Below are 22,264 nucleotides of genomic sequence, written 5' to 3' on the forward strand. Positions count from 1 at the left end.
CTAAAGTCACTTGTCGCGCCGATGCGCGCGCCGGTCGCTTGCAGGCGCGAGTTCGGCCATGGCTTGCAGGAGCGTTGCAGCGCTCACGGGCTTGAACAGCACCGGCACGCCCGAGGCGCGTACGCGCTGCAGCCGCTCGGGCGCAGTCTCGCCGGTGATCAGAAGCAGCGGCGCATCGAGCCGAAAGCGTTCGCGCAGGCGCTGCCCGACATCGAGTCCGTCCACACCGTCGGCCAACCGGTAGTCGCACAGCAGCAGTGCGAAGGGCCTGGCTTGCGCATCAGGGTGCGCCAATGCTTCGACCGCGGCGGCTTCGTTGGCCACGGCCACCACGTCGAGCGAATAGCCTTGCAGCAGCGCCGTCATGGCTTCACGGATCTCGGACTCGTCGTCGATCAGCAGGACGGGCCCGCGCAGATCGGGCATCGTGAAGCGATGCCGCACGGGCGACTCGAGATCCTGAAGCAGAAGATCCGCGGGCGCATCGAGCGATGCCTTGGCCGCCGGAACCACCAGGCGAAAGCAGGTGCCGCGGCCCGGACGCGAGCGCACCTGCACCGGATGCGCGAGAAGACGCGACAAGCGCTGCACGATCGACAACCCGATGCCCAGGCCGCGTGAGCGGTCGCGCCCCGGATTGCCGATCTGGTAGAACTCCTCGAAGATGCGTTCCAGCTGCGCGGGCGCAATGCCGAGGCCGGTGTCGCGCACTTCGATCCACACAAGATCGCCGCGCGCAAGTGCCGTCACGGTCACGCCGCCTTGCTGCGTGTACTTCAACGCGTTGTCGACCAGGTTGGAGAGCATGCGGTACAGGAGCTGCGGGTCGCTGCGCACCCACAGCCCACTGGCACGAATGCGCAGCTGCAGGTTCTTCTGGTCGGCCTGCGCCGAGAAGGTGTGGTTGAGCGGACGGAACAGCGCATCGAGTTCCAGTGCGCATGGATCGGGAACCACCACCCCCGCGTCGAGGCGCGAGATATCGAGCATGGTGTTGAGCGAGGCGCCCAGGGTGTCGACCGCGCGCATCAGGCGCTCGGCATTCTTCACCTCGGGGCGGCCTTCCAGTGCGTTCTCCAGCGCGGCACCGAACAATGCGATGGCGTGCATCGGCTGGCGCAGGTCGTGGCTGGCGGTGGCCAGGAAGCGGGTCTTCTCGGCGCTGGCGCGCTCGGTGGCCGCGATCTGCTCGCTCAGGCGAGCGGCCAGGGCCTCGTTCTCGAAGCGCAGGAGCAGCGATTCGGTCAGGCGCCGGTTCTCCTGCAACCCGGCGCGGAAGGTGAGCACCAGGTTGACGGTTCCGAAGGCGGCGAGAAACCAGTTCAGCGCACTGCCATGCCAGACCAGCGCGGCAATGAGGCCCGTCATCATGGGAATGCCGTATCCGAACATGGCCGGCTTCAGAGGCCATCGCGCCTGCACCGCGCGTGTCCAGCTGCCGATGATGACCACCGTGAAGACGGTGGTCATGACCAGGTCCGTCGTCGACACGAGGAACAGGGGCGCCGGCGCCGTGGCGACGCTGACCATGGTGACCAGGCGAGCGTACTTGCGCGCCCAATAGGGGCTGTCGGCCATCGGCGTGGCCGGGGTCCAGCGCGGTGCGAGCAAGGCGTACAGGTCCACGGCCGCAAGGACGAGCAGCCACAACATCAACCATGGATAGTCGAGACGCGCGTAGCTGAAGATGGCCAGCGCGACGGCAAAGCCGAAATGGGCCAGGATCGCCGTGCTGTGGCCGGCGTAGACCGACGCCACATGCTCGCGCAGTATGCGCAGGCCCAGCGCGGCATCGACGGCCAGATGCTTCGACACGATGTCGCTCATCGAATTGCCTCCCTGCAGGGTGGAATCCCCGCCTGTGTGTTCGCTCCGTACGGGCGGAGCTTAGCGAAAGCTGCTGATCAGCTGCGCACGGGAGCGCACGCCGAACAGCAGGAGGATGGTCGACACGTAGTTCTTCACGGTGCCTTCGCCCAGGCTTGCGGCCTCTGCGATCTCCTTGTTGGTCTTGCCTTCCAATATCCACTGGAGCACCTGCGCCTGCCGCGGTGCAAGCGCCTGCCAGGCCCGGTCGTGAGAGGACTTGATGGGCCGGATCGAGGTGGTTGCCGGACGGGGCGAGCCGTCGATGGCGTGGCTTCCGAGCAGTCCGCAGGCGCGGATGAAGCTCACCACCTCCTTGAGGTTGGCCGACTTCGGGAGGAAGGCGCTGGCGCCCAAGCCGAGCGCCCCCTGCGCGATCGTGCTCTGGGCGAGCGAGGTGGTGCCGGAACCGGAGAGCGCCACGATGCGCGCGGCCGGATAGCGCGCGCGAAATTCCACCAGGCCGCTGAGGCCCTGGGTGTCGGGCAAGGCCAGGTCCAGCAGCACCAGGTCGACGGCATCGCGGACTCTTTCGTACAGGGCCAGGGCGTCGGCGAGGTTGCCGGCCTCGAAGACCTCGACGGTTTCGCCGCCCGAGGGGGAGGACTGTGCTTCCAGCAGCGCACGCACACCCAGGCGCACCAGGTCGTGATCGTCCACCACCAGGATGGCCCGCGGCCGCCGTGCATCGGCAGGAGCACCGTGTCTGGGCGGGCGGTTCGTTTCGTCGGTACTCACGCCACCGAATCTAGCGATTCCGGGCGCCGGGGTAAGTGAAGAAAGTCACGGTGTTCTTCGCGCACCTGTTCGGCGCTTCAAAACTGCCGTGCTGCCGAGTGCGTTTCGTGTTGATTCGACAACGTTGTTGTACAGCATCTACTTGTTTCCGGGTATTTCCGTGCTGCATGGCGCTGACTAAGCTCGCCGCCTGATCCATGTGCGCTGCACCGGCGCGATCGGCACGGAAAAATGAACGATCTCCCCAACATCATGTTTGCCGCTTTCCCGGCCTTTGCGCTGCTGGTGGTGGTCGAGCTCGTGTACTCCCTCAAGGTGCGCGGCGAGCTCTACGACGCCCGCGACACCGCCGCCAACGTGCTGCTGGCGATGGGCAACCTGGCCATCGCGCTGGCCAGCGCGGGCCTCATGCTGGTGTTCCTGAGCTGGCTCTATGCGCACCGCTTCTTCACGATGCCGTCCGCGGCGTGGTGGGCCTGGGTGCTGTGCTTCCTGGCGGACGACTTCAGCTACTACTGGTTCCACCGCTTCAGCCACGAGGTGCGCTGGTTCTGGGCTTCGCATTCGGTGCATCACTCTTCCGAGAAATACAACTTCTCGGTGGCCTTGCGCCAGACCTGGACCGGCACGATCAGCGGCTCGTTCCTGTTCTGGGCCTGGATGCCGCTCTTGGGCTTTCATCCCAAGATGATCCTGTTCATGCAGTCGGCGAGCCTGATCTACCAGTTCTGGATCCACACGCAGGCGATCCAGAAGATGCCCGCCGGCTTCGAGGCCGTGTTCAACACGCCGTCGCACCACCGCGTGCATCACGGCAGCGACTTCGACTACCTCGACAAGAACTACGCCGGCACCTTGATGATCTGGGACCGCCTGTTCGGCTCGTTTGCGCTGGAAACCTTCACGCCGCGGTTCGGGCTGACGAAGAACATCGAGACCTTCAACCCGCTGCGGATCGCCTTCCATGAGTGGGCCGGCATTGCCAGGGACCTGCGCAAGGCCCGCAGCCTGTCCGAGGTTGCCGGCTATCTGCTGCAGCCGCCGGGCTGGAGCCCCGACGGCAGTTCCCAGACCACGCGCCAGGCACGCAAGGCGATGGAATGACCGCTGGCCCACACGCAGATCGCAGTGCCGCGGGCGGTCGTGCGGGCGTGGCGAAGCCGAGGGCTAGCGCCTTCGCATGGGCCGTGTGGACGGGTGCGGCCTGCTGGGGACTTTGCCAACCGGCCTTCGGGCAGACGGGAGCGATCTTCTGGGACCGGCGGGGTGCGGATGGCGGTTGCTGCGAGGCCAGCAACGGCCGTGACGGCGGCGCTGCGACGGACAATTTCATCCTCACGCAGCCGGACTTGAATGTCAGGGCCACCGGTACGGCCATCACGGTCGACGTGAGCGGCGGCAATGGCGGCAACGGCGAGGAGTCCAGCACCAGCCAGAACCATTGGGGCGGCAATGGCGGCTACAGCCGCCTCATCGCCTACACGATCGAAAACAGCACCATCGTGAGCACCGCCGGTGCGGGCATCGTCGCCCTTTCGAAGGGCGGCGATGGCGGCAAGTGGGCGGATGGCGCCAAATATGGAAATGGCGCGGACGGCCACACCGTCTCGCTGAACCTCTCGGGCACGGCCGTCTTCGGCATCGGCTATGGCGTCCTGGCGCAATCCATCGGCGGCAACGGACAGGAGAGCGCGGTGCCGACGCTCGACGGCAGGCGGAATGCCGGAGTCGGCGGCCAGAGCGACGGGGCCAACGTCACGCTGACGAGCGGTGCCACAATTTCGGTGCAAGCCTCGGGCACCGGCGGCTCCCCGAGCGAACTGGGCGCCGGCATCGCCGCTCAATCGCGCGGCGGCCAGGGCGGAACCGGCCTGCACACCGGTAGCTTGGGCGGCCACAGCAATGCGGGCCGGGGCGGGGCCGCAGGCAATGTTTCCGTCACGGCGGACGGCGGGACGATCATCGCCGCCAGCGGCGACAGAACGGCCGGCATCCTCGCGCGAGCGATCGGCGGCGACGCGCACAACTCTCCTCCGGCCGACGACGGCATCGGTCCGATCGACGTGGCGGCTGCGGCCGGCGGCGCGGCCGGCCATGTCACGGTCAGGAGCGGCGCACAGATCTCGACCAGCGGGGCGATGTCGCCGGGCATTCTGGCGGCTAGCATCGGCGGCAACGGCTCGAACGGCGGCAACGGCTCCTGGCGCGATGGCCATCCGGGCGGCGCCGGCGGCACGCCGGATGGGATCACCATCGGCAACTCGGGCGCCATCTCGACCACCGGTGCCGGCTCGAATGGCATCACCGCAACGGTCATCGGCGGCAGCGGTGGCGTCGGTGGCTCCGCCGGCGCCTCGGGGCATGGCGGCAACGGCGGTTCCGGCGGAGGCACCGGCGCGCTCGCCGTGCAGGTCAACCACAGCGGATCGATCGCGACCTGGGGACTGAATTCAACGGGTATCTTTGCCCACGCGGTCGGCGGCGGCGGCGGGGCAGCCGCCACCAGCGGCGGCATCTTCTACGTCGGGGGCGGCAACGGCGGCAATGCCGGCCAAGGCGGCGTGCTGCGCGTCGACAGCAGCGGCAGCATCACGACCGGTGCCGACCACAGCGCCGCGATCCTGCTGCAAAGCATCGGCGGGGGCGGCGGCTCCGGCGGCGAGGCCGACAGCACGGGCGTGATCGGCGCCATGGCGGTTGGCGGCCGCGGCGGCGCGGGCGGCGACGGCGGCAACATCACGCTGACGGTATCCGGCCCGATCGCGACAAGCGGCGCTGCCTCGTCCGGCCTGGTGCTGCAGAGCATCGGCGGCGGCGGCGGCCAGGGCGGCCTGGCCCATGCGGTGTCCGCCGGCGCGCTGTTCGACCTTGCAGTGAGCATGGGCGGCAATGGCGGCAACGGCGGCTCGGCGGGTGGCCTGGGGCTCACGCTGGGCCAGAACGCCAGCGTCAGCACGGCGGGCTCGCTCAGCCACGCGGTGACCGCGCAGGCGATCGGGGGCGGTGGCGGCAATGGCGCCTTCGCCGATTCGACGCAAGCCACGATCGCGCCGGTACTGGGCGATCTGCCGAGCGGCACGGTCAGCATCCAGCACACCGTCGGCGGCGCAGGCGGAACGGGCGGCAACGGCGGCGCGATCACGCTGGACACCAGCGGCCAGCTGACGACGACGGGCGCCAGGGCCTACGGCATCCTGGCGCAGAGCATCGCCGGCGGTGGCGGCAACGGCGGCACCGCGGCGGCGCCGCTGCGTCCGACGACGATCGGGGCCTCCGATTTCTCGCTCAGCTTCGGCCTGACGGTCGGAGGCCGCGGCGCGGGAGCCGGTGCCGGGGCAACGGTCCAACACACGAACCAGGCCATGGCCCGGATCACCACCAGCGGGGACCAGGCGATCGGCGTGCTCGCGCAGAGCATCGGCGGGGGCGGCGGCAGCGGCGGCGCGGTGCGGCAGGAGACTGCGCATTCCTTCTCTCCGGCACTGGGCTCGCCGAGCGCCTTCCTCGAGGCCGTGACGCAGGTGGCGCAATGGCTCGAGAAAGGGCCCACCGGATTCAAGCCGGGCTCCTTCACGATGGCCGTGGATGCGCGGGTCGGCGGCAGCGGCGGTTTCGGCGGCAACGGCGGCGACGTGAGGATCGACAACCACGGCCTCGTCAGCACCGGCGGCGGCAGCGCACCGGCGCTGGTGGCGCAGAGCATCGCCGGTGGCGGCGGCCAGGGCGGCGCGATCCACTCCGCAGGCGTCTCGAGCCTGCTGGCGAGCATCGACAGCATGCTGGCGGCCGCCGCCAGCGGGGTGAGCGGGGCCTTCTCGCTGTCGCCCGACATCGGGGTGAACGTCGCGGTCGGCGGCAGTGGCGGCGGCGGCGGCGATGGCGGGCGCGTGAGCATCGCCAACACGGGCAGGATTGCCACCAGCGGCTTCGCTTCGCCGGGCGTGCTGGCACAGAGCATCGCCGGCGGCGGCGGCGCCGGCACGGTCGCGGACCAGAGCCTGGACGCCGTCGTCCGGCAGCAGGGCGGGGCGGACGCGCCGCAGATCCTCGACAGGATCGCGGCCATCCTCGACCTGTTGGCGAGCCACGGCCTGTCCCTGGGCAAGAACATTTCCGTCAGCGTGGGCCGCGCCGATGGCCCGAGCGGCAAGGGCGGCGGCGTCACGGTCGATGCCTCGGCCGCCAGCAGCAGCATCTCGACCCAGGGCAACAGCTCGCCCGGCATCCTGGCGCAAAGCATCGGCGGAGGCGGCGGCACGGCCGATGTCTCGACCTACTTCGTCGGCGCGGGCGGTTTTTCCGGCGGCCCGCCATCGATCGGACTGGGCGCGACAAAGACCTTCTCGAACGATTTTTCCCAACCCACCGCGGCGATGAGCGGCGGGACGGTCAGCGTCACCACCGGCGGCACCATCGACACGCAAGGCAGCAACTCGATCGGCGTTCTCGCGCAAAGCATCAGCGGCGGCGGCGGGGTGGCTTCGGTCAGCATCGAGAGCAGCGCCGCGACGCGCCTGGGCACCGGCCATCAGGCGCAATCGCCCGGCATTGCGCTCGGCGGGAACCTGAGCATGGGCAGCACGGGCTTCTTCGGATCGACGCCCGACGTCCAGGCCGGCGACGTCACGGTGACCGCGAACGGCGCCCTCACGACCTCGGGCACGCTGTCGCACGGGATCATGGCGCAGAGCGTGGGCGGCGGTGGCGGCATCGCGAGCCTTGCGTTCAGCCCGCAGGTGCAGGCCCTGATCGACACGCCGAGCCTGAGCCTGGGCGCCACCAGCGGGCCGTTCGGCACGCCGGCCAACGGCGGCAACGTCAGCGTCGCGGTGGCTGCCGGCGGCGCGGTCGCGACCGGCGGGAGCCTGGCGTTCGGCGTGCTGGCGCAAAGCGTGGGCAATGGCGGCGGCTACGCGGTGCTGACCAGTGCCGACCAGGCCTACGCCGGAGCGACGGCGCTGACCTTCGGCGGCCGCGGCATGTCCATCGGCGCCGGCGGCGCGGTCGCGGTCAGGCTCGACGGCACGCTGCGAACATCCGGGCAGGATGCACATGGCATCGTGGCGCAAAGCGTGGGCGGCGGCGGCGGCATCGCCGGGCTGGCGACGCGGCCCGGCACGGTCGCCCTGCATGGTGCCCAGTCGGGCGGCACCTCCCAGGTCTATCCGCTCGACACGAGCAATGGGGGCGCCGTCGATGTGCTGGCCAATGGCGTGCTGAAGACAACGGGCGACGGCGCGATCGGTGTGCTGGCGCAGAGCGTTGGCGGTGGCGGCGGCATCGCAGGCGATGCCGCTGCGGCCGACTACGCGTTTGGCATGGTGCAGCGTTCCGGCGCCGCTGCCAGCGTGGGCGCGGGCGGCCAGGTGACGGTGAATGCCGGCTGTGCGCCGGGCGCTTCCTGCGTTCATCGGCCGAGCGCCGTGGTGGCCACCACGGGCGCGAATGCGCCTGCCATCCTTGCCATGAGCCTGGGCGGCGGCGCCGTGTTCAAGGATGGCGGCGTTTTCCTGGGCACCCCGGCGCGCTCGAATACCTCGGCACCCGTCAATGCCGGCGGGCCCGTGGCGGTCAACCTCCACGCCGGCGCGGCAGTGTCGGCAATGGGCGCCAACTCGCCGGCCATCGCGGCGATCAGCATGGGCAGCACGGCCGCAGGCGATGCGCTGCAGGGAAGTGCCGTCGCCATCTCGATCGACAAGGGCGCGAGCGTGGCCGCGAATGCCGATTCAGGCATCGGCATCCTGGCCATCACGACGGATGTCGCCACCATCCGCAACGCCGGCATCGTCGCTGCCAGAACGGCGATCGCGTCCGACCGGCAAACGGTGGTCGACAACGACGGATCGATCGCCGGCAATATCGATATCGGACGAGGATCGGGCCTTGCCAGTACCTTCAACAATCATGCGGGCGCCACCTTCCAGAGCGGCGACAACCTCTACATCAACTGGGGCGTGCTGAACAATGCCGGCACCATCAGCCCCGGCGGTCCCGGCGTTTTCACGACGACCCGGCTGACTTACGGCAAGTTCAACCAGACCTCGACGGGCACCTACGCTGCCGATCTCGACTTCGCCAACAAGAGGAGCGACGTTCTTTCGAGCAGGGAGGCCTCCTACTTCGGCGGGACCGTCACGCCGCTCACCCACAACCCGGTGCGCGGCACCTGGCTGACGGTCATCCATTCGGATCCGGTGTTCCCTGACGGCTCGGTCGCACTGGCCGTGGCCGACCGCTCGCCGGTCTTCTCCTATCCGCTGCGGATGAGCGAAGGCAGGCACGATGTGCAGGTCTCGGTCGACGCCAATTTCACGCCGGCGGGCATCGCGCTGAACGGTGACCAGGCCGCCGTGGCCGGCCACCTGCAAACCTTGTGGAACACGGGCAGCGTCAAGGCGGCGCCGCTGTTCGGCACCTTCACCAGCATTGCCGATGCGCCCTCGTACCTGCGCGCCCTCGGCACCGTGGCTTCCGACGTCTCCCTGGCACGCGCGAGCGGCCGCAGCCAGGAGAACTACGCGTTTCTCAACCGGCTGATGAGCTGCCCTTATTTCAGCGAGACGAGCGGCACCCGGCTGGCCGAAGGCGAGTGCACCTGGGGGCGGGTGCTCGGCGCCCACACCGACCGCGCGACCACGGGCGAGGACGTCGGCTATCGCAGCCGCCAGGTCACCTACCAGGTCGGCACGCAAAAGCGGATCGCGCCCGATTGGTTTTTGGGCGGCTCGCTGAACCATGCGCACACCAACACCACGTCGAGCGACCAGAGCGTGACGGCCGCCAGCGACAGCCTGCAAGGCGGCATCACCTTGAAACGGCAGCTCGGCAACTGGCAATTTGCCGGGGCGCTGTTCGGCGGTGCCGAGCACTCGACGCTGAAGCGCCGCATCGTCCTGCCCGGATACTCCGGCACCGCCACGGGCAAGCCGGACGCCTGGTTCCTGGGAGGCCGTGTCCGCGCCTCCCACCAGATCGCCTTCGGCGACTGGTACATCAAGCCCTTTGCCGACCTCGACGTGGTCTACGACCGCAGCAGGGCCTACCGCGAGACCGGCGCCGGCCTTTTCGACCTGGCCTACAGATCGAGTGGACGCAGCTCGGTGATGGCCACGCTGAGCGCCGAGGTCGGCGGCCGTATCGATCTGGCCGGAGGCGGCAGCTTGCGCCCCTACCTGGCATTGGGCGTCAGCTCCGTGATGAATGGCGATGCCAAGGCACGCATCAGCCTGGCGGAGTTTCCGATGGAGCCGTTCCAGGTCACGACGTCTCTCCCGAAGACCTACGGCGATGCGACCTTCGGCCTCGAGCTTCTGACGCGGGCCGGCTGGGAACTGCGTGCCGAATACCGCCGGCGCGGCGCCAGGGGCTATGTTGATCAAAGCGGGACGCTCCGGCTGGCCCGGCATTTCTGACAACGCGATGGTGCAACGACGTCTGGAGATTCGATGATTGCAAGAGACACGGTCCGCAAGGGATGGTGGACCGCCGCCCTGGGTGCCGTCCTGGCACTGGGCGGCTGCGCCGGCGGCAGCGATGGCCCGGCGGTGTTCGTGCCGGTGGTTGCCGGTTCCGTGCCGGTTGCTGCCGCGTCGCCTTCGGAAACCTACGCAGTGGCCATACCACCGGCGCAGATCGATGCCGCCGTGGCCAAGCTCGACCAGTTGGCGGCCGACATCATGCGCCGCTCCAACATTCCGGGCATGGCCGTGGCCGTGGTGAAGGACGGCCGGACGGTGTACGCCAAGGGCTTCGGGCTGCGAACGGTCGGCGCGCCCGAGCCGGTCGATGCGGACACCGTGTTCCAGCTCGCATCGCTGTCGAAGTCCGTCGGCGCGACCGTGGTGGCGGGGCTCGTGGGCAGGGAGGTGCTGTCCTGGGACACGCCCGTCGCCACGCACTTGCCCGGCTTCAGGCTGTCGGACGACTGGATCACGCAGCAGGTGACGGTGGGCGATTTCTTCGCGCATCGCTCGGGGCTTTCGGCGCACGTCGGCGATCAGCTCGAAGACCTGGGCTACGGACGCCAGGACATGCTGGAGCGCCTGCGCTACGTGCCGCTCGATGGCTTCAGGACCCGCTACGCCTACACGAACTTCGGCCTCACGGCCGGGGCCGAAGCGGCGGCCAGGGCGGCCGGGCTCGACTGGGCGACGCTGTCCGAGCGCACGCTCTACCAGCCGCTGGGCATGGCGTCGACGAGCTCCCGCTTCGCCGATTTCATGCAGCGCGGCAACCGCGCCTCGCCGCATGTGAAGACCGATGCAGGCTACCAGGCACAGTACCAGCGGGACCCCGATGCGCAGTCGCCGGCCGGTGGCGTGAGCGCCAGCGCCAACGACATGGCGCGCTGGATGTCGATGGTCCTGCAGCAGGGCAGCTTCCAGGGCCGCCCGGTGGTCAAGGCCGAGGCCTTGCTGCCCGCGACCAGCGCGCAGATCGTCTCGTCGCCTTCGCGCAACCCGAACGAGCGCGCGGGCTTCTACGGCTATGGCTTCAATGTCGGGACCTCGCCGTCGGGGCGGGTCAAGCTCTCGCATTCGGGGGCCTTCCTGCTGGGAGCGGGCACGGCCTTCTCGATGATTCCGTCGGCCGGTGTCGGCATCGTCACGCTCACCAACGCGGCGCCGGTGGGCGCCGCCGAGGCCATGAACGCCGCCTTCGACGACCTGGTCGAGTTCGGTGCGCTCACGCGGGATTGGTACGAGGCCTATGCGCCGCTGATGCAGGGCCTGTACGCGCCAGAGGGCACGCTGGCCGGGCAGCCGCCGCCAGCGCAACCCGTCGCGCCCCTGGGCAGCAACGCCTACACCGGCATCTACGCCAACAACTACTACGGCAATGCCGTGGTGGAAACCGCCGGCAGCGGCCTGGTCCTGAAGATGGGGCCGGGCGGCGCCAGGCGCTTTGCGCTGCGCCACTGGAGCGGCAACACCTTCGTCATCGACCTGTCGGGCGAGAGCGCCACGCCGGGGTCCATTTCGAGAATCGATTTCAAGCCCGGCGTCTCGGGCCTGTCGGACAGCGTGCAGATGGAGTTCTACGCCGAGGACACCACGCACGGCGTGTTCACGCGGACGGCTCTGCAGCCATGACCTGGTGCGGTGCCGGCGGCTCGAACGCCCGGATCGGCGGCAGCGCGCCGTCGTAGCGTTCGACCTGCACCGTGCTGAGCTGACCCGCGCAGCCTTGCGCAAGCGACGAGGTGCCGATGTCGCGCGTCAGCACGTTGGGGTTGCCGTGCGCGCACATCGGGCGGCCCTGGTCGTCCACTGCCCGGTCGTACCAGGCGCCGGTCGGCAGTTGCACCACGTCTTCGCGCATGTCGGCACTCAGGTGCGCGCTGGCCAGGCAGGCGCCGATCTCGTTGAAGAGCCGCACGATGTCGCCTTCCGCGATGCCGCGCGCCGCGGCGGCCACCGGGTGCAGCGTGCAGACCTCGCGGCCCCGGCGCTTGCTGGCCTGGCTGTGGGCACCGAAGTCGAGCTGGCTGTGCAGCTTGGTGTGCGGCTGGTTGGCGACCAGCCACAGCGGATGCTCGGCGCTGGGCGCGAACTTCGGCGCGAGCCAGGCCGGGTGGCCGGGGCAGTCGGCATAGCCGAAGGCGGCGACCGTCGGCGAACTGACCTGCACCTTGCCGCTCGGCGTGGGCAGCGGCGCGCCGACGGGGTCGTTGCGGAAGGCGCGCAGCATGCCGCCGTCGTCGTCGCGCTGCGGCAGCATGAGTTCGCCGCGCTGCCAGAAGGTCTCGAAGTCCGGTGCTTCCAGGCCCAGCGCCTCGAGCCCGGTGCGGGTGCGTTCGTACAGGTGGGCCAGCCATTCGCGCGTCGTGCGGCCCTCGCTGAAGGCCTCGAGCGCGCCGAGCCGTTCGGCCAGCGCGCAGAAGATGTCGTAGTCGTCGCGCGCCAGGCCGTGCGGCTCGGCGATGCGGTGCATCGCCACCACCATCGGATCGGTGGGCGTGGCGCCGATGTCCTCGCGCTCCAGCGTCATGGTGCTGGGCAGCACGATGTCGGCATGGCGCGCGGTCGCGGTCCAGGCGATCTCGTGCACGACGAAGGTGTCGAGGGTGCGGAAGGCCTCGGCCAGCCGCGCGAGGTCCTGGTGGTGGTGGAACGGGTTGCCGCCTGCCCAGTAGGCCAGGCGGACGTGCGGATAGCTCAGGCGCTGGCCGTTGTAGTCGAAGGGCTGGCCCGGGTTGAGCAGCATGTCGCTGATGCGCGCGACCGGAATGAACTCCTTCACGCCGTTGCTGCCCTGCGGCAGCGCGGCCGCCGGCACCGCGTTGTTGCGCTTGCCGTAGTGCGCGAGCGTGCCCAGCGCGTAGTTGTAGCCGCCGCCGGGCAAGCCCAGCTGGCCCAGCGCCGCGGCCAGCACCGCGCCCATCCAGACCGGCTGCTCGCCGTGCTCGGCGCGCTGCAGCGAGTGCGACACGACCACCAGCGTGCGCCTGCCGACGAGCGAGCGGGCGAGGTCGACGAGCTGCTGCGCGGGCAGGTCGCAGATCGGCGCGGCCCAGGCGCAGCTCTTGGGCACGCCGTCGCTGCGGCCCATCAGGTACTCCTCGAACGCGGCCCAGCCGTCGCAGCAGCGGGCGATGAATTCGCGGTCGTGCGCACCGTCGCTGACGATCTGGTGCACCAGGGCCAGCATCAGCGCCGTGTCGGTGTTGGGCCTGGCGGCGAGCCATTCGAACTGCGCCTCCTCGGGCAGGTCGCTCCTGAGCGGGCTGATGCAGACGAAGCGGCAGCCGCGCGCCGCCGCTTCGCGCATGGCACTGCGCTCGACGTGGCGGCTGATGCCGCCCGAGGCCACGCGCGAGTTCTTCAGCGCCATGCCGCCGAAGGCCAGCACCACGTCGGTGTGCGCGACGATCTGCTCCCAGGTCACGTTGCGGCGCGCCACCTCTTCCATCGAGCCGAGGATGTGCGGCAGCATCGGGCCCGAGGCGCCGGCGCTGTAGCTGTTGACCGAGCGCACGTAGCCGCCGAGCGTGGTGTTGAGGAAGCGGTGCACCTGGCTCTGCGCATGGTGGAAGCGCCCCGCGCTCGACCAGCCGTAGGAGCCGCCGAAGACCGCGCCGGCGCCGTGCCGCTCCTTCACGCGCCGCAGTTCCGCGGCCAGCCGGTCGAGCACCTCGTTCCAGGGCAGGGCCACGTACGCGTCCCGGCCGCGCATCGGATCGGGCCCGGGGCCGCGCTCCAGCCAGCCCTTGCGCACCATGGGCGTGGTCACGCGCGCCCGGTGGCGCAGCGCATCGGGAAAATTGTCGATCAGCGGGTTCGGGTCCGGATCGCCCGGATGCGGCTGCACCGCGAGCGTGCGGCCGTCCCAGGCGGCGCGGAACACGCCCCAGTGGGCGCTGTGCGGATGGAAGATGGGCGTGTCGGTCGGCATGGTGCGGATGCGTGTCCGTAGCCTGTCGTCAGGCCGCGGGGCCGGTGGCGATCGGCGCGCCGGGCTGCGCGCTCCACTCGCTCCAAGATCCGGGGTAGAGCGCCGCGCCCTTCAGGCCCGCGACTTCCATCGCCAGCAGGTTGTGGCAGGCGGTCACGCCCGAGCCGCACTGGTTCACCAGTTCCGCGGCGGGCCGGCCGCCGGTGATGGCATCGAACTCGGCGCGCAGCTGGCGGGCGGGCTTGAAGCGGCCGTCGGCGTCCAGGTTGTCCTTGAACAGGCGGTTCCTCGCGCCGGGAATGTGGCCGCCGACCGGGTCCATCGTTTCGTTCTCGCCGCGGAAGCGGTCGGGCGCGCGGGCGTCGAGCACGAGCCTGTGCCGGCTCTCGATGTTGGCGCGCACCTCTTCGTAGGACAGCGTCGTGACCAGCGGTTCGCGCAGTGAGAAGTTGCCGGTCGGCCGTGCGGGCGACGCCTCGGTCGACACCGCATACCCGGCGGCTTTCCAGGCCGCGATGCCGCCGTCGAGCACGGCCACCGCGCGGTGCCCGGCCCAGCGCAGCATCCACCACAGGCGCGCCGCGTACATGCCTGCTGCGTTGTCGCAGGCCACCACCTGGGTGTCGTTGCTCACGCCGATCGCGGCCATGGTGCGGGCGAAGGCTTCGCGCGTGGGCAGCGGATGACGGCCGTTGCGGCCGGTCTTCTCGGCCGAGAGCGCATGCTCCAGGTGCAGGTAGAACGCACCGGGAATGTGGCCTGCGTTGTAGGCCTGCTGGCCGGCATCGAGATTCGTCAGCTCGAAGCTGCAGTCCAGCACCAATGGTGGATGCGCACTGCGCAGCGCCTCGGCCAGTTGCGCGGCGGAAATCAGGGTGTCGTGGGTCATGGGGTTCATTGGGCGATTTCCTTCATCAGCGCAGGCGTGATCGCCGCCTTGTAGCGCGCGATGTCGTCGACGACGAAGCTGCGAAAGCGCTCCATCGGCTGATCGTGTTCGGTGGCGGCGTCCTTGCGGATGGCCTCGCGCACCTCCGGCGTCGCCAGCGCGCGGCTGAGGTGGTCGGACAGCAGCTTGACCACCGCCTGCGGCGTGCCGGCGGGCGCCACCAGGCCGTACCACTGCGTCACCGGCACGTTCACGCCCAGCTCCTTGAAGGTCGGCACCTCGGGGATCGCCGGGTTGCGCTTTTCACCCGTGATCGCGAGCAGCCGCAGCTGGCCCTGGCGCACCTGGCCGACCAGCGGCGATGCGGTGGCAAAGAAGCTGTCGACCTGGCCGCCCATCATGTCGGTGATGGCCGGGCCAGAGCCCTTGTAGGGCACGTGCAGCATCTCCACGCCGGCCTTCTGCTTGACCATTTCCATGCCGATGTGCGCGGCGCCGCCGGTGCCGGTGGAGGCGAAGCTCAGCTTCTGCGTCTTCGCGGCATCGAGCAGCTCGCGTGCGGTCTTGAAGCGCGAAGCCTGGCTGACGAACAGGCCGTGCGGCGCCTCCAGGATCAGGCCGATGGCGGCGAAGTCCTCGGGCACCTTGTAGGGAAGGCTCTGCGGCTTCATGGCAGGCGAGACCGCCAGGTTGCCGCTCATGGCCAGCAGGATCGTGTAGCCGTCGGGCTTGGACTTGGCCACGATGTCGGCGGCGATGTTGCCGCCGGCGCCGGCGCGGTTGTCGACCACCACGGTCTGCCCGAGCGTCTTGCCCATGGCGTTGGCGATGAGGCGCCCGTACAGGTCGCCGCCACCGCCGGGCGGAAAACCGACCACGAGCTTGACGGGCTGCTCGGGGTAGGCGGCGTGCGCGGCGGGTGCGGCCAGGATCAGCAGGCCGGCGGCCGCTGATGCGAGTGCGGCAAGGGCACGCAGATGGCGACGGATCGGGGCGATGGTGTGCTGCATGTCATGTCTCCTGTCTGTATTTGTTCGTGAAGCGGGAGCTGCCGTGCGGCGCACTCCCGCGGGGCGCAGTTCAGCCGAGCCAGGCCGCCTGTGCGGCCACGACGCGGTCCACCGAAGCGCCGCACTGGCCCAGGTAGGCCGCGGGGTCCGTCATGTCGCGGATCTCGTCGTCGGCGAGCAGCTGGCCGAGGCCCGCGTGCTGGCGCATCGCATCGGCGAAGCTCAGCTTCTGCGTGATGCCGTGCATCGAGGCCTCGTAGATCCATTCGTGCGCGGTCTGCTTGCCGACGCGCTCCGACAGTTCCAGCATCACGCGTTCCGACAGCAGGTAGCCGCGCATGCGGTCGAGGTTGGCGGCCATCACGTCGGCATTCACCTTCAGGCCCGCGAGCAGGTTCCTGGCCTGGAACAGCATGGCACCGGCGATCAGGCAGCACTCGGGCAGGGCCTTCCATTCCATCTTCCAGGCGATGCCGTCGCGCTCGCCCTCCTGCACCATGCCCTCGACCATCATCGCGGCGTTGTAGCGCAGCGGACGCGAGAGGCCGGCCAGGTTCTCGGCCGAGGTCGGGTTGCGCTTGTGCGGCATGGTGGACGAGCCCAGCTTGCCTTCGGAGAAACCTTCCTCGACCTCGCCGAACTCGTTGCGCTGCATGTTGAACAGCTCGTTGCCGATCTTCGACAGTGTGCCGCCCAGCATGGCGAGCAGGCCCGTGTATTCGGTGAAGCGGTCGCGCGCCGGTGCCCAGCTGATCGTGGGCACACCCAGGCCGAGCTTCTTCAGCATCAGCGCCTCGAGCTCGATCGCCTTCGGGCCCAGCGAAGCCTGGCTGCCCACCGCGCCGGCCAGCATGCCGACCAGCACGCGCGGTGCGGCCTGCACCAGGCGTTCGTGGTGGCGGCCGAGCTCGTCGAGCCACACGGCGCACTTGTGGCCGAAGGTGATCGGCAGCGCCTGCACGCCGTGCGTGCGGCCCGCCATGGGCGTGTCGCGGTGGGCCACGGCCAGGCGGGCGAGTTCCTTGGCCACGGCCTGCAGGTCGCGCATTGCCACGGCATGGAATTCCTTGAGCTGCAGCGCCACGCCGGTGTCGACCACGTCCTGCGTGGTGGCGCCGTAGTGCACCCATTCGCCGTTTTCCTTGGAGCAAGCGGCCTGCAATTGCTTCAATGCCGGCACCAGCGAATGCTTGATGCGGCGGATCTCGGCCGACATCGCGGCGATGTCGATGTGCTCGACCTTGGCCTTGCTCGCGATCTCTTTCGCGGCCGCGGCCGGAATGAGGCCCAGCTCGGCCTGCGCGGAAGCCAGTGCGGCTTCGAAGTCGAGCCACTTCTGGATGCGGTTCTCCTCGCCGAAGATGGTGCGCAGTTCATCGGTGCCCCAGAGGTGCTGGAGCGATTGCATGTCGAAGACGGAAACGGGCATGGAGGTCCTGGTGGTGTTAGCGGGAGGGGAGGGCGTCCAGGAACGCGCGCGGCAGCATGCGGCCCGGGTTGAAGGTGTTGGCCGGGTCCAGCGCGTGCTTGATCCGCGCCATGGTGGCCAGCGCGGCCGGGTTCTTGTAGTGCATGAAGGCTGCCTGCTTCTGCCGGCCGATGCCGTGCTCCGCGGAGATGGAGCCGCCCAGCCGCGCGGCGGTGGCATGCACGACGCCGTGCACCGCCTCCTCGCGCGAACGGAAATCGGCATCGGACATGCCGGCGGGCTTGCCCTGGTTGTAGTGCAGGTTGCCGTCGCCCACGTGGCCGAAGCAGACGATGCGGATGCCGGGCATCAGCTGCTGCAGCGCCGCGCCGGCCTCGTCGATGAAGTCGGGAATGCGCGAAATGGCGACGGCGATGTCGTGCTTGATCGACGGGCCTTCGAGCCGCTGGGCCTCGGGGATGTGCTCGCGCAGTGCCCAGAAGGCGTGGGCCTGGCTGTCGGAAGCGGCGAGTGCGGCATCCGGCACCAGGCCGTTTTCCATTGCGACGCCCAGCACCTCTTCCACCGCGGGCCGCAGGTCCAGGCTCGTGGAAACCTCCGACACATCGAGCAGCACCGACCAGGGGCTCGCGCTACCGAGCGGCGCGCGCATGCCGGGCGTGCCATGCCGCAGCACCAGGCCCAGCGGCTCCTCGCCGATCAGCTCGAAGGCGGTCACGCGCTCGCCCACCGCATCGGTCAGGCGCGACAGCAGCGCCACGGCGGCCTGCGGGTCGCGCACCGCGGCCCAGGCCGTGACCACCTGGCGCGGCCTTGAAAAGAGCTTGAAGGTGACGGCCGTCACGATGCCCAGCGTGCCCTCGCCGCCGATGAAGAGCTGCTTCAGGTCGTAGCCGGTGTTGTCCTTGCGCAGCGCGCCCAGCAGGTCGAGCACGCGGCCGTCGGCCAGCACCACCTCCAGGCCCAGCACCAGCTCGCGCGTGTTGCCGTAGCGTAGCACCTGCTCGCCGCCCGCGTTGGTCGAGACCACGCCGCCCACCGTCGCGCTGCCTTCGGAGGCCAGCGAGAGCGGGAACAGGCGGCCCGCCACCTCGGCCGCGGCCTGCGCCTCCAGCACGGTGCAGCCGGCCTCGAGCGTGAGCGTGTTGTCCAGCGGATCCGCGCGGCGCACGGCGCGCATGCGGTCGAGGCTCAGCACCACCTCGGTCCCCGAGTCGTCGGGCGTTGAGCCGCCGACCAGGCCGGTGTTGCCGCCCTGCGGCACGACGGACACGCCTGCGGCCGCACAGGCTGCGACCACGCGCGACACCTCGCCGGTGTTGGCCGGGCGCACCACCGCGCGTGCGCTGCCGGGATAGGTGCGGCGCCACTCGGCCTCGTAGCGGGCCATGTCGGCGGCGGCCGTCAGCACGTGGGCAGCGCCCACGATGCCGGACAGCGTCTGGGCGAGCGCGTCGGTGGCCGGGGCGGCGGGAATGTCGATGGTCACGGTCATGCAGAAGGCGGATGGGCTTCTCGGCAAGCTGGCACGAGGGCAGGAATGTCTCTTTATCGATTTGCAGTATTTCATTCATTGAAATACAGTTCAATAAACAAAATTCTAGGTGGGCGCACACCGCACTGTCAACCGGGCTCGTCCCGATGCGGCAATCGCACACAATCTGCACCCATGAGATCTACCCCAGCTTCGAAGAAGACATCGGACGCGGCCCCGGTTCGCAAGACGGCACGGCGTGCATCGGACGTCGCCTCGCCCGTCAAGGCGGCTGTCCCCGAGGCGCAGGCCAGCGCGCCGCAGCCGCCCTCCGGCGTGCTCGAGCGCGGCCTGTCGATCCTCGAATGCTTCACCGAAGACCGGCTGCGCCTGAAGTTGCGCGAGCTGGCCGACTGCACGGGCCTGGACAAGGCCACGTTGCTGCGGCTGCTCGGCGTGCTGGTGCGCGCCCGCATGGTCCACCGCTTCGACGACGGCGCCTACGCGCCCGGCCCGGCGCTGCTGCACATGGGCATGCTCTACCGGCGCACCTTCGACATCGGCACGCGGCTGCAGCCGGTGCTGCAGGAGGTGATGCGGCAGACCGGCGAGACGGTGGCCTTCTACGTGCGCGACGGCGACGAACGCGTCTGCCTCTACAGGGAGAACAGCAGCAACGAGGTGCGCCACCATGTGGAGGTGGGCGCGCGGCTCAAGCTCTCGGCCGGCGGCTCGTCGGCGCACGTGCTGCGCTATTTCACGGGTGGCAGCACGCCGCATGCGGAGGCCATTGCGCGCGACGGCTTCGCCATCACGCGCGAGGAGCGGGTGCCGCAGATCGCGTCGGTGGCGGTGCCCGTGTTCGACAGCGACGGCGCTTTCCAGGGCGCGCTGGTGGTGATCGGCCTGGCGCAGCGGCAGAGCGCAACGGCCCAGCGCAAGGCCGTGCAGGTGGCCCAGAAGGCGCTGGTGCAGCAGGGCTTCAGCAGCCGTCCGCCGCGGGACTGGCGCCGGTAGCAAGCGCCGGCCGGGTGCAGCTCACAGCCGGTCGATGGGAATCTTCAGGTAGGCGGTGCCGTTGGCATCGGGCGGCGGCATGCGGCCCGCGCGCATGTTGACCTGCACCGCCGGCAGCATCAGCGCCGGCAGCGCCAGCGTGGCGTCGCGCGCTTGGCGGCGCGCGACGAAGTCGGCCTCGGGCACGCCGTCGCGCACGTGGATGTTGCCCGTGCGCTGCGCGGCGACCGTGGTGCTGCAGGCGGCCTCTCGTCCGGCGGGCGGGTAGTCGTGGCACAGATAGAGCAGGGTCTGCGGCGGCAGCGCGAGCAGGCGGCGGATCGAACGGAACAGCGTGGGTGCATCGCCGCCTGGGAAGTCGCAGCGTGCGGTGCCCAGGTCGGGCATGAACAGCGTGTCGCCGACGAACACCGCGTCGGGGCCGTCGGCCGGATCGGCGATGCGGTAGGCCAGGTCCGCCGGCGTGTGGCCGGGCACATGCAGCGCCTGCGCCTGCAACCGGCCGATGGCGAATGACTCGCCATCGGCGAACAGCCGGTTGAACTGCGAACCGTCCACCGCCATGTCGCCCGCATTGAAGATGCCGCGGAATTCACGCTGCACGTCGGTGATGCCCGCACCGATCGCCAGCGTGCCGCCGAAGCGCTGCTGCAGCCAGGGCGCGCCGGACAGGTGGTCCGCATGCGCATGCGTCTCCAGCAGCCATTGCACCCGCAGGCCCTCGGCCTCGATGTGCGCGGCCACGGCCTCGGCCGGGCGCGCATCGGTGCGGCCGGAACGCGCGTCGAAGCCCAGCACCGGGTCGACCACCGCGCAGGCACCGGCGCCGTCGTCGATCACATGGGAGAACGTGGCCGTGGCTGCATCGAAGAAGGAACGGATGGAAAGGCTCATCGGGCAAACTCCTCGCAAGTCGCGCCATTTTATATAATGATATAAATTTCATTCAATAAAATGAGACTGCAGTGAACCCGACGCCCACTTCCACGACCCTGCCCGAATCCGCGCTGGTGGCGCATCTGTTCCATCAGGCGTCGCAGCCACTGGCGGCCGCCACGCGCGCACGGCTCGCGCAGGCGCTGCTGGACTGGTTCACGGCCGGCTGGTCGGCGCAGGACATGCCCGCGGCTACGGTGCTGCGCGATCTGGGGCAGGCGTTGATGCCCGGTGCGGGCGAGGCGGCGATGTTCGGCGGCAACTCTTCGCGCGCGACGCCGCTGGCGGCCGGCTTCGTCAACGCCGGCATCGCGCATCTGCGCGAGATCGACGACGCGCACCGCGCGGCGATGCTGCATCCGGGCGTGGTCGCCATCACGCCGGTGCTCGCACTGGCATCCTCATGCGGGCTGACGCGCGAACGCGCCGCGCGCGCCATCGTGGCCGGCTACGAGGTCGCGCTGCGCCTGGGCGAAGCGCTGGGCGCGCGCCATGCGGGCCTGTTCCACGCCACCGCCACGGCCGGGGCCGTGGGCGCGGCCGCCGCGGCCGGCATGGCGATGGGGCTCGATGCGCCGCGGCTGCACCATGCGCTGGGCATCGCCGCGACGCAGGCGGCCGGGCTCTGGCAGCTGGTGGACGACGGCGCGCACGAATCCAAGTCGCTGCATCCTGCCTTCGCGGTGCGCAACGGCATGACGGCGGCCTATGCGGCACGTGCCGGCCTGCCGGGTGCGCGCGCCTTCTTCACCGGCCGCCGCGGCCTGTACGCCGCGCTGGCCGGCGAAGGACCATTGGCCGCGGTCGATGGTGCGCTGGAGGCGCCCGAGCGGCTGCACACCACCACCATCAAGGCCTGGCCGGCCTGCGCGATGCTGTTCACTCCGCTCGATGCGACGCGGGCATTGATCGAGGAACACCGCATCGGCGCCGCCGACGTGCAGGCGATGGAGATCGAGATCTTCCCGCATGCGCTCAAGATCGCGGGCGTGCAGTGGCCCGCCAAGCCGGCCGAGGCCAGCTTCTGCCTGCGCTACGTGCTGGCGGTGCTGCTGGAGAAAGAAGGCGTGCTCGGCATCGCCGACACGGAAGCCCCCGATCTCGGCAGCCCGAGCCTGCGCGCCCTGGCCGCGCGCATGCAGGTGGTGCCGAACGAGGAGTTCCAGCAAGCCTTTCCGCAACGCCGCCCGAGCCGCGTGACCATCAGGCTGCGCGATGGAAGGCAGATCAGCGCCTACCGCGATCTGCGCCGCGGCGATCCCGAGGACCCGTACACCTGGGAAGGCTTGCAGCAGCGCATGCGCACCTTCGTGCCCGCCATGGACGATGCGCAGGCCGCCGCACTGGCGACGTGGTGCGAGGGGTTCACCGATGCGGCGCAGGATGCCTTGCCGTGTGCGCCGGCTGGCGCGCTGTTCGGCGCATCGCGCCTTGCCAGCCGATCACCTCATCGCAACCCCCAAAGGCCGCCGGCATGTCCTTGAAGTGAGGCAGCTCGTCCTTCACCG

13 protein-coding genes are annotated in these 22,264 nt (G+C 69.9%); 5 read left to right on the forward strand and 8 right to left on the reverse strand.

Going from position 1 to position 22,264, the window contains the following annotated elements:
- Positions 1-6 precede the first annotated feature (6 nt).
- Together RZE77_RS33250 and RZE77_RS33255 are read right to left on the reverse strand one after the other, a co-directional pair.
- Positions 7-1,827 (reverse strand): ATP-binding response regulator, encoded by a 1,821-nt coding sequence (locus RZE77_RS33250; protein WP_319442927.1) that lies wholly within the window; start codon positions 1,825-1,827, stop codon positions 7-9.
- Between the two features lie 60 nt (positions 1,828-1,887).
- Complete coding sequence (locus RZE77_RS33255) at positions 1,888-2,604, reverse strand: response regulator transcription factor (protein WP_319434686.1); 717 nt, start codon at positions 2,602-2,604, stop codon at positions 1,888-1,890.
- A 231-nt stretch (positions 2,605-2,835) separates the two neighbouring features.
- Here RZE77_RS33255 and RZE77_RS33260 point away from each other — a divergent pair, with 231 nt between their 5' ends.
- The 3 genes from RZE77_RS33260 (at position 2,836) to RZE77_RS33270 (ending at position 11,699) form a co-directional block, all read left to right on the forward strand.
- Positions 2,836-3,708 carry a sterol desaturase family protein gene (locus RZE77_RS33260; protein WP_319442928.1) on the forward strand — a complete coding sequence of 291 codons (873 nt, stop codon included), beginning with the start codon at positions 2,836-2,838 and terminating at the stop codon, positions 3,706-3,708.
- Between the two features lie 245 nt (positions 3,709-3,953).
- Positions 3,954-10,019, forward strand: coding sequence for an autotransporter outer membrane beta-barrel domain-containing protein (locus RZE77_RS33265; RefSeq protein WP_319442929.1), 6,066 nt, complete (start codon positions 3,954-3,956; stop codon positions 10,017-10,019).
- 33 nt (positions 10,020-10,052) lie between these two features.
- Entirely contained in the window at positions 10,053-11,699 is a 1,647-nt protein-coding gene (locus RZE77_RS33270; protein WP_319442930.1) for a serine hydrolase, read from the forward strand.
- Here the strand turns inward: RZE77_RS33270 and RZE77_RS33275 are convergent.
- The 5 genes from RZE77_RS33275 to RZE77_RS33295 form a co-directional block, all read right to left on the reverse strand.
- Complete coding sequence (locus tag RZE77_RS33275; RefSeq protein ID WP_319442931.1) at positions 11,674-14,001, reverse strand: molybdopterin-dependent oxidoreductase; 2,328 nt, start codon at positions 13,999-14,001, stop codon at positions 11,674-11,676. The genes RZE77_RS33270 and RZE77_RS33275 overlap by 26 nt on opposite strands.
- A 28-nt stretch (positions 14,002-14,029) precedes the next feature.
- Complete coding sequence (locus RZE77_RS33280) at positions 14,030-14,899, reverse strand: sulfurtransferase (RefSeq protein ID WP_319442932.1); 870 nt, start codon at positions 14,897-14,899, stop codon at positions 14,030-14,032.
- Complete coding sequence (locus tag RZE77_RS33285) at positions 14,896-15,900, reverse strand: Bug family tripartite tricarboxylate transporter substrate binding protein (RefSeq protein WP_319442933.1); 1,005 nt, start codon at positions 15,898-15,900, stop codon at positions 14,896-14,898. Before RZE77_RS33285 ends, RZE77_RS33280 begins: the two co-directional genes overlap by 4 nt.
- Before the next feature lie 70 nt (positions 15,901-15,970).
- On the reverse strand, positions 15,971-17,329 hold the full coding sequence (purB, locus tag RZE77_RS33290) for an adenylosuccinate lyase (RefSeq protein WP_319442934.1): 1,359 nt from the start codon (positions 17,327-17,329) through the stop codon (positions 15,971-15,973).
- A 16-nt stretch (positions 17,330-17,345) separates the two neighbouring features.
- Positions 17,346-18,824 (reverse strand): FAD-binding oxidoreductase, encoded by a 1,479-nt coding sequence (locus RZE77_RS33295; protein WP_319442935.1) that lies wholly within the window; start codon positions 18,822-18,824, stop codon positions 17,346-17,348.
- Positions 18,825-18,998: 174 nt separating this feature from the next.
- Here RZE77_RS33295 and RZE77_RS33300 point away from each other — a divergent pair, with 174 nt between their 5' ends.
- The gene (locus RZE77_RS33300; RefSeq protein ID WP_319442936.1) at positions 18,999-19,820 is read left to right on the forward strand and encodes an IclR family transcriptional regulator; all 822 of its coding nucleotides are present in this window, start codon (positions 18,999-19,001) and stop codon (positions 19,818-19,820) included.
- 21 nt (positions 19,821-19,841) lie between these two features.
- Here RZE77_RS33300 and RZE77_RS33305 read toward each other — a convergent pair whose 3' ends face one another.
- Positions 19,842-20,714, reverse strand: coding sequence for an MBL fold metallo-hydrolase (locus RZE77_RS33305; protein WP_319442937.1), 873 nt, complete (start codon positions 20,712-20,714; stop codon positions 19,842-19,844).
- A gap of 71 nt (positions 20,715-20,785) precedes the next feature.
- On the opposite strand from RZE77_RS33305, the gene RZE77_RS33310 reads away from it, so the two are divergent.
- Positions 20,786-22,240, forward strand: a complete 1,455-nt coding sequence (locus RZE77_RS33310; RefSeq protein ID WP_319442938.1) for an MmgE/PrpD family protein — start codon at positions 20,786-20,788, stop codon at positions 22,238-22,240.
- Positions 22,241-22,264 lie beyond the last annotated feature (24 nt).

It is taken from the genome of Variovorax sp. SPNA7, from assembly GCF_033807855.1.
Lineage (GTDB): Bacteria > Pseudomonadota > Gammaproteobacteria > Burkholderiales > Burkholderiaceae_C > Variovorax > Variovorax beijingensis.